The organism is Flaviflexus sp. (genome assembly GCF_041440645.1).
Lineage (GTDB): Bacteria > Actinomycetota > Actinomycetes > Actinomycetales > Actinomycetaceae > Flaviflexus.
On record NZ_JASDVN010000002.1, the window covers coordinates 36,844 to 43,988 of the forward strand.

9 protein-coding genes are annotated in these 7,145 nt (G+C 62.9%); 1 reads left to right on the forward strand and 8 read right to left on the reverse strand.

Annotated elements, in window-relative coordinates:
• The 7 genes from trpA to hisF all read right to left on the reverse strand — a co-directional run.
• Window positions 1-637 (reverse strand): tryptophan synthase subunit alpha (gene trpA, locus QMB98_RS00215; protein ID WP_371683609.1); only part of this gene is annotated, 637 nt, incomplete at its 3' end.
• Entirely contained in the window at window positions 637-1,848 is a 1,212-nt protein-coding gene (gene trpB / locus QMB98_RS00220) for a tryptophan synthase subunit beta (protein ID WP_371683610.1), read from the reverse strand. The genes trpB and trpA, both read right to left, overlap by 1 nt.
• The gene (trpC, locus tag QMB98_RS00225; RefSeq protein WP_371683611.1) at window positions 1,845-2,633 is read right to left on the reverse strand and encodes an indole-3-glycerol phosphate synthase TrpC; all 789 of its coding nucleotides are present in this window, start codon (window positions 2,631-2,633) and stop codon (window positions 1,845-1,847) included. Before trpC ends, trpB begins: the two co-directional genes overlap by 4 nt.
• A gap of 57 nt (window positions 2,634-2,690) precedes the next feature.
• Window positions 2,691-2,960, reverse strand: a complete 270-nt coding sequence (locus tag QMB98_RS00230; RefSeq protein ID WP_371683612.1) for an HGxxPAAW family protein — start codon at window positions 2,958-2,960, stop codon at window positions 2,691-2,693.
• A gap of 73 nt (window positions 2,961-3,033) precedes the next feature.
• On the reverse strand, window positions 3,034-4,560 hold the full coding sequence (locus tag QMB98_RS00235; RefSeq protein WP_371683613.1) for a chorismate-binding protein: 1,527 nt from the start codon (window positions 4,558-4,560) through the stop codon (window positions 3,034-3,036).
• Window positions 4,541-4,903: a phosphoribosyl-AMP cyclohydrolase gene (gene hisI / locus QMB98_RS00240; protein ID WP_371683614.1), complete on the reverse strand. Its 363-nt coding sequence runs from the start codon at window positions 4,901-4,903 to the stop codon at window positions 4,541-4,543. The genes QMB98_RS00235 and hisI overlap by 20 nt, the downstream gene beginning before the upstream one ends.
• Window positions 4,900-5,667: an imidazole glycerol phosphate synthase subunit HisF gene (hisF, locus tag QMB98_RS00245; protein ID WP_371683615.1), complete on the reverse strand. Its 768-nt coding sequence runs from the start codon at window positions 5,665-5,667 to the stop codon at window positions 4,900-4,902. Before hisF ends, hisI begins: the two co-directional genes overlap by 4 nt.
• A gap of 47 nt (window positions 5,668-5,714) precedes the next feature.
• On the opposite strand from hisF, the gene QMB98_RS00250 reads away from it, so the two are divergent.
• Window positions 5,715-6,257: a hypothetical protein gene (locus QMB98_RS00250; RefSeq protein ID WP_371683616.1), complete on the forward strand. Its 543-nt coding sequence runs from the start codon at window positions 5,715-5,717 to the stop codon at window positions 6,255-6,257.
• Window positions 6,258-6,317: 60 nt separating this feature from the next.
• Here the strand turns inward: QMB98_RS00250 and QMB98_RS00255 are convergent, their stop codons facing one another.
• The gene (locus QMB98_RS00255; RefSeq protein ID WP_371683617.1) at window positions 6,318-6,935 is read right to left on the reverse strand and encodes an NUDIX domain-containing protein; all 618 of its coding nucleotides are present in this window, start codon (window positions 6,933-6,935) and stop codon (window positions 6,318-6,320) included.
• Window positions 6,936-7,145: the final 210 nt, after the last annotated feature.

The following is a 7,145-nucleotide window of genomic DNA, read 5'->3' on the forward strand; positions in this document are numbered from 1 at the left end:
CAATCCGTCGGACTTGCGCATTGATACATTCCGCGCCAGCGGCGCGGGTGTCCTCAACGAGCTTCTGGGCGCGGTCATCAACCTTCGCACGAGCACCCGTGACACCCATGGTGGAGGCCGCGTACACGAAGCCACGAGAGTTATCGGAAATGAACTTCAGTCGCTCAGGACGAGACGATGGGGCAACAAGGAAGATCCTGTCGAGCTCGTACTCGTCGGAAGCTGCGATCCACTCCCCCGCCTCGTCCGGCGGCAGGTCCGGGGTAATGAGGCCGGCACCGCCAGCGTTCTTAAAGTCGCGTGCGAAACGATCAACACCGTAGCGGAAGATGAGGTTCCAGTAGGTCATGACCTCCACGGCAGCGCCGGAGGCCGCGACCTGCTCGACTGCTCCGAACAGTTCCTTCATCTTAAACCCATTGGCAAGTGCCGCCTGGGTGGTTTCCTGAATGATCGGTCCATCCATGCCCGGGTCCGAGTACGGGATACCGAGCTCGATGATGTCGGCGCCGGACTCGACGACGGCAACGGCCGCCTCTGCGCTCTCCTGCACCGACGGGTAGCCAACCGGTAGGTAGGCAACGAAGGCGGCTCCGCCCCTGGCCTTGGCTGCATCAATCTTCTCTGCGGCTCTCATCAGTGCACCTCTCGCGTCGCCGAACCATCAAGACCAAACCATGTCGCCGCGGTCTCCACATCCTTATCCCCGCGGCCCGACAGGCACACGAGAATCGTGGCGTCCGGGTTCTCCTTGCCGATGCGGATGGCGCCGGCGAGTGCGTGGGCCGATTCGATGGCGGGAATGATTCCCTCCGTCTTCGACAGGAGCGCGAACGCATCCATGGCCTCAGCATCCGTCACAGGCTGGTAGTCAACGCGGTGAATGGCGGAGAGGTGGGCGTGCTCGGGACCGACGCCCGGGTAGTCAAGGCCGGCCGAGATCGAATGGGACTCGATGGTCTGACCATCCTCATCCTGCATGAGGTACGTCTTCGCGCCGTGCAGGATGCCGACCTCACCGAGGTTGATGGGGGCGGCGTGCCTGCCGGTCCCCATGCCATCGCCCGCTGCCTCGAGGCCAACGAGATTCACCTCGGGATCGTCAAGGAACGCCGTGAAGGTGCCGATCGCATTGGAACCACCACCGACACAGGCGAGCACCCAGTCGGGGAGCTTACCGGTGAGGCTCAGGACCTGCTCGCGTGCCTCGTCACCGATGATGCGCTGAAGATCGCGCACGAGTCCCGGGAACGGGTGCGGGCCGGCCGCGGTACCGAAGATGTAGTTGGTGGTCTCGACGGTGGAGACCCACTCGCGGAACGCCTCGTTGATGGCGTCCTTCAGGGTCGAGGAACCTTGGTGGACCGAGACGACCTCGGCTCCAAGGAGCCGCATGCGGGCAACGTTGAGGGCCTGCCTGCGCACGTCCTCGGCACCCATGTAGATCGTGCAGTCGAGGCCGAGGAGGGCGGCGGCGGTTGCGGTGGCAACGCCGTGCTGGCCCGCGCCGGTCTCCGCGATGACGCGGGTCTTGCCGAGGCTGCGGGTGAGCAGTGCCTGACCGAGAACGTTGTTGATCTTGTGCGAGCCGGTGTGGTTGAGGTCCTCACGCTTGAGGATCACTCGTGCGCCACCGCAGTGCTCAGCGAACCTCGGGACCTCGGTGATGATGGAGGGGCGTCCCGTGTACGTCTTTTGGAGCTCGCTCAGTTCCCGATGGAACTCGGGATCGGTCTTCAGCTTCTGCCAGCCGTCTGTCAGATCATCGAGTGCGGAGATCAGGGATTCGGGGATGTAGCGACCGCCGAATTCGCCGTAGTACGGTCCTGTCAGGGCTGAGTTCTTCATTCTTTACCAACAATCTCGATCATGTCTGCAACAGCCTGGCGGGGCTGGCCGGAACGCACGAGGGCCTCACCGGTCAGTACGGCGTCGGCGCCCTGACGTGCGTAAGCGAGCACGTCCTCGGGTGAGGACACACCCGACTCCGCGACCTTGACCACCTGGTCGGGGACGAGAGCCACCAGCTTCTCGAACACACTCATGTCGACCTCGAGGGTCTTGAGGTTGCGTGCGTTGATACCGATAACCTCGGCGCCCACGGCTAGTGCCCGCTCGACCTCTGCCTCGTTGTGCACCTCGACAAGGGCAGTCATGCCAAGCTCGCGGGTGCGGCCGAGAAGCGAGGTCAGCTGATCGTCGTCAAGTGCCGCGACGATGAGGAGCACGATGTCGGTGCCGTGTGCGCGTGCCTCCCACACCTGGTACTCGGTCACGACGAAGTCCTTGCGGAGAACAGGGATCGACACCTTCGAGCGCACCTCATCAAGGTCGGCCAGGGAACCGCCGAAGCGGCGCTTCTCGGTCAGCACCGAGATCGCGGCGGCGCCACCGGCCTGGTACTCGATGGCGAGATCGCCGGGTTCGGGAATGTCGGCGAGAGCGCCCTTCGAGGGGCTCTGCCGCTTCACTTCGGAAATGATGGAGATGCCAGGGGCGAGGAGGGCGTCGCGAGCATCGAGAGCGGGCGGAGCCGCGAGCGCGGCTTCCTTGATGGCCTCGAGCGGGGTTTCTGCCTCACGGACAGCGAGATCTTCGCGCACCCCAACAATAATGTCGTCAAGAACAGTCATGACTACCTTTCACTACAGTAAAAAAAGGGGCGCCGAGGCGCCCCTTTGATGCGCCTTCTAGTCTTCGTACCAGGCGCCGGCCTTCGCGGTATTCGTCAGGCTCCGGGGCTGACCGTGACCGGTCTTCGACAGGATGAATGACGCCGCGCAGGCGAGCACGAGAAGACCAACGCCGACGTAGGCGAGCACGGGGCTGACGATGATGCCGATGCCAATGACGAGCACTGCGAGGCTTGCGCCCACGGTCAGCGTCCATCCTGCAACCGTGTTTCCTTCGTTGTGGAACGGCGCTGCCTTTGGCAGGCGATACGTCTGTTGTTCAGTCACCTTCGTGCTCCTTTACATAAACTCTCGTACCAGCTTAACCCGGAAAATGGCGAGTGTCCCCATCTGGGCACCACTATGAGACGAGAGTGTTGGCGATCTGGATGGCACGTAGTGCCGCGGCCGCCTTGTTCCTTGTCTCGATGTCTTCGGTCTCGGGAACCGATTCGGCGACGATTCCGGCTCCGGACTGGACCGAGGCCTTCCCGTTGGAGATGACTGCGGTGCGGATCGTGATTGCGAGATCGGCGTTGCCGGCGAAGTCGAAGTAGCCGGCCACTCCCCCGTAGATTCCGCGGCGGGCGGGTTCGAGGGTGTCGATGATGTTGACCGCGGATGCCTTCGGGGCCCCGGACAGGGTTCCGGCTGGGAACGTGGCGGCCAGCGCCTCCACTGCGGTCACGCCTTCGCGGAGCTCACCGGTCACGGTCGAGGTGATGTGCATGATGTGGGAGAAGCGTGCGATGTCCATGAATTCCGTGACCTCGACGCTTCCGGGGCGCGACACCTTGGCGAGGTCGTTGCGCGAGAGGTCGACGAGCATGATGTGCTCGGAGATCTCCTTCGGGTCCTTGAGGAGCTCCTCGGCGAGTTCGCGATCCTCGCGCGGGTTCGCGCCGCGCGGGCGGGAGCCCGCAATCGGGAATGTGCGGACCTGCCCGTCCCGCACCGCCATGAGCGTCTCGGGGCTGGAGCCGACGACCGCGAACGATCCGGCCTCACCCACGAGATTGAAGTAGTACATGTAGGGCGAGGGGTTGATCGACCGCAGCACGAGGTAGACGTCGAGCGGGTCTGCCTTGCATTCGATGTCGGCACGCTGGGACAGCACGACCTGGAACACGTCCCCATCAACGATGTGCTGCTGGCCCTTGCGGACCGCGTCCTGGAACTCGTCGGGACGTACCCTCATGACGGGTTCGCTGACCGGATCGTCACCTGTTGCGAGTGCGCGTGCGGGTAGGGGGCGCTGCAGCGCCTCCTTCATCTCACCCAGCTTTGCCACGGCCCTCTCGTACGCCATGTCGGCGCCCTCGGGCTTACCGTTGCGGTTGATGGCGTTGGCGATGAGCCACACGACTCCCTTGCGGTGGTCGATGGCGACGAGCTGCTCGGTCAGGCAGAGCGCAACATCCGGGGTGTCGTGCTCAACGGGGGCGTCCTTCTTCAGGGTGGGTTCCCAGTCGTAGATGACGTCCCAGCCAAGCACGCCCGCAAGACCGCCCGTCATGGGTGGCAGGCCGGGGAGCGGCTCCGAGTTCAGGTGGTGCAGAGCATCCGCGAGGAGCTCCATGGTGGAGCCGGAGGTCTTGAGGCCCTCGGGGACATCGCCGGTCCACTGTGCCGTGCCGTCGCTTGCGGTCAGGAAAGCGGAGGAGGAGATGCCGACGAACGACCAATTCGACCAGTAGTCCTGTTCGACGGATTCCATGATGAAGGAACCGGGTCGGTTCTCGGCGAGCCTGCGGTAGATGCTTGAGGGTGAGGTGTCGTCAACGAGGAGCTGCACCGTCACGGGCACAACCCGTCTTGTTTCGGCCAGTGAAAGGAATTCTTCGCGGCCGGGATAGATCTCGCCCCAGTTACTGGTTGGATTCGTCACGGTCTGTCACCGCCTCCAGGGTTCTGTTGTCGAAGCAGGAGCGGCTGCCGGTGTGGCAGGCTGCCCCGATCTGCTCAACTTGGATGAGTAGGGTGTCTGCGTCGCAGTCGTATTCGATGCCGCGGACGTACTGCCTGTGGCCCGAGGTGTCGCCCTTGCGCCAGAATTCTTGACGGGAGCGGGACCAGAACCAGACTCGTCCCGTTTCCCGGGTACGGGTGAGTGCCTCGGAGTTCATCCAGCCCATCATGAGGACGCGACCACCCTCGTGGTCCTGGATGATGGCGGGGACGAGACCTGCCTCGTTGTAGGTGATTTCTGGTTCCTTGTTGTCTTCGCTCATCGAACTTCGATTCCCGCTTCCTTCAGGCCTTCCTTGACCTGACCAATGGTAAGGGTTCCGAAGTGGAAGACGGAGGCGGCGAGGATGGCATCGACGCCAATGCGTGCCACCTCGATGAAGTCCTGCACGGTTCCCGCACCGCCGGAGGCGATGAGGGGAACCCGGCAGATGTCGCGTACCTGACTCGTCATTTCCAGGTCAAAGCCCTTTGTTGTGCCGTCGGCGTCCATGGAGTTGAGAAGGATCTCCCCCACGCCGCTGTCCTGGCCGCGCTTCACCCATTCGAGGGCATCGATGCCCGCGGACTTGCGTCCGCCGTGGGTGGTGACCTCGAAACCGGAGGGCATGTCCGGGTTGTCGGTGCGGCGAGCATCGACGGATAGAACGAGTACCTGGCTACCGAACTCGCGGGAGATCTCCTCGAGAAGTTCGGGGCGGGTGATCGCGGCCGTGTTGACGGAGATCTTGTCCGCACCGGCTCCCAGGAGGCGTGCAACGTCCTCAACGCTTCGCACGCCACCACCAACGGTGAGGGGAATGAACACCTGCTCCGCGGTCTTCGTCACCACGTCCATCATCGTCCCGCGGTCCTCGACCGAGGCCGAAACGTCGAGGAAGGTCAGTTCGTCGGCTCCTTCGCTTCCGTACAGGCGACCAAGCTCGACCGGGTCGCCAGCGTCGGCGAGATTGGCAAAATGGACGCCTTTGACAACTCGTCCTCCCGATACGTCGAGGCATGGGATGACGCGAAGTGCAACGCTCATGAGATCTTCTCCTAGAAACGGGGTTACTCAAGGCTAGGATATCCCCTATGTACCTAGCCCTTGTCGACCATATGGCGGACTTTGTGGAACGGTCGAAAGGAGACATGGTCACCGTCACGATTGACGGGTTCTCTGGCGCCGGAAAAACCTCCCTCGGGGAGCGTCTCGTACGAGAGTTTCAGTCCCGCACCCCCGCCTTCCACTCCCTCCTCCTCGAGGTCGAGCTGTGGTCAAAGGGCTGGGGCGACTTGCATGGCGCGGTCGAACGCGTCCGGGAGGTCGCGCAGGGACTCCAGTCAGGTCCAGTTCAGACCCAAACGTGGAACTGGTGGTCTGAAACTGTGGAGGACCCGATCGTCCTCACCCCCAAGCCGCTCCTCCTCATCGTCGGCTCCGGCTCGGGCCAGATCCCATCCGACATCTCCGTGTGGATCGATGCGGATCGGGAGCTCCGCCAGCGGCGCGTGGCAAGCAGGGACCCCTACGACTGGTCCCAGCACTGGGACGAGTGGGAAGCGCAAGAACTCGAGCTCCTGGAGCGCCACGACTCGAGAAAGCACGCCGACTTCCGCCTCACGAGCAACTCTTAAGTGAGCAGCTTGTTCGTTCATTCTCTCGTTCGTGAGTTGCCCGTTCTTTCTTGCACGTACTTAACGGAGCCACTCAGCACCGGGGTCACGCAGTTCCCCGTGACCGTTGAGCGCTGAGGCGGCTGAGAAGAGACCGTTGAGGGTGGTGGCGTTGTGGATGGAGCCGTTGTGGGCGAGCTTCACTGCCTCGGCCAGCGGTAGCCATTCGTACGTCATGTCGGCTTCTTCCTCGGTTCGCTCGTACTCGAGATCAGAATCCGACAGATCACGTGCCAGGAAGATCCGCAGGCTCTCCGACAGGCATCCGGGGGAAGAGAAGATGTCGACCAGCACGTGCCACGTGTCTGCCTGAAGGCCCGCCTCTTCGGCAAGCTCCCGCTTTGCGGCCTCGAGGGGATCCTCACCCTCCTTGTCCAGCAGGCCGGCGGGGAGTTCCCAGAGTATTGCTGACACGGGGTGACGGTACTGGCTCAGCATGAGCACTTCGGGACCCTTCTCGGTGTCACGGATCGGCACGATCGCGACGGCACCGGGGTGAGCAATGTACTCGCGCCTGATCGACGTCGACTGCCCCTCAAGGGTGAGATCATCGGATACGAAAGAGAAGACGTTGCCTTCGTAAATGGTTTCCCGGGACTCAAGTCGATGCCCATCATGCTTGCGGTCCTTGACGGTCATTGCTTTCCTACTCCTTGCCACGGCGACTGAACTGGACCCAGTTTACGACGGAGATTGTCGGCACACTGCGCGAGACACCGACGAGTTACCGGCACACGACTCACTCCTGCTCACGACGAACTCAGATCCCCCCAGCCACACACGAAAGGACATAGCGGCTCTTCATAATTGAGTGTGTAGCGGGCGTTTTGCGCGTCGTGGCATGAAACG

Coding starts and splice junctions, on each gene's coding strand:
- QMB98_RS00255 (WP_371683617.1), bottom strand. CDS start 6,935: ATGACCGTCAAGGACCGCAAGCATGATGGGCATCGACTTGAGTCCCGG.
- trpB (WP_371683610.1), bottom strand. CDS start 1,848: ATGAAGAACTCAGCCCTGACAGGACCGTACTACGGCGAATTCGGCGGT.
- trpC (WP_371683611.1), bottom strand. CDS start 2,633: ATGACTGTTCTTGACGACATTATTGTTGGGGTGCGCGAAGATCTCGCT.
- hisI (WP_371683614.1), bottom strand. CDS start 4,903: ATGAGCGAAGACAACAAGGAACCAGAAATCACCTACAACGAGGCAGGT.
- QMB98_RS00250 (WP_371683616.1), top strand. CDS start 5,715: ATGTACCTAGCCCTTGTCGACCATATGGCGGACTTTGTGGAACGGTCG.
- hisF (WP_371683615.1), bottom strand. CDS start 5,667: ATGAGCGTTGCACTTCGCGTCATCCCATGCCTCGACGTATCGGGAGGA.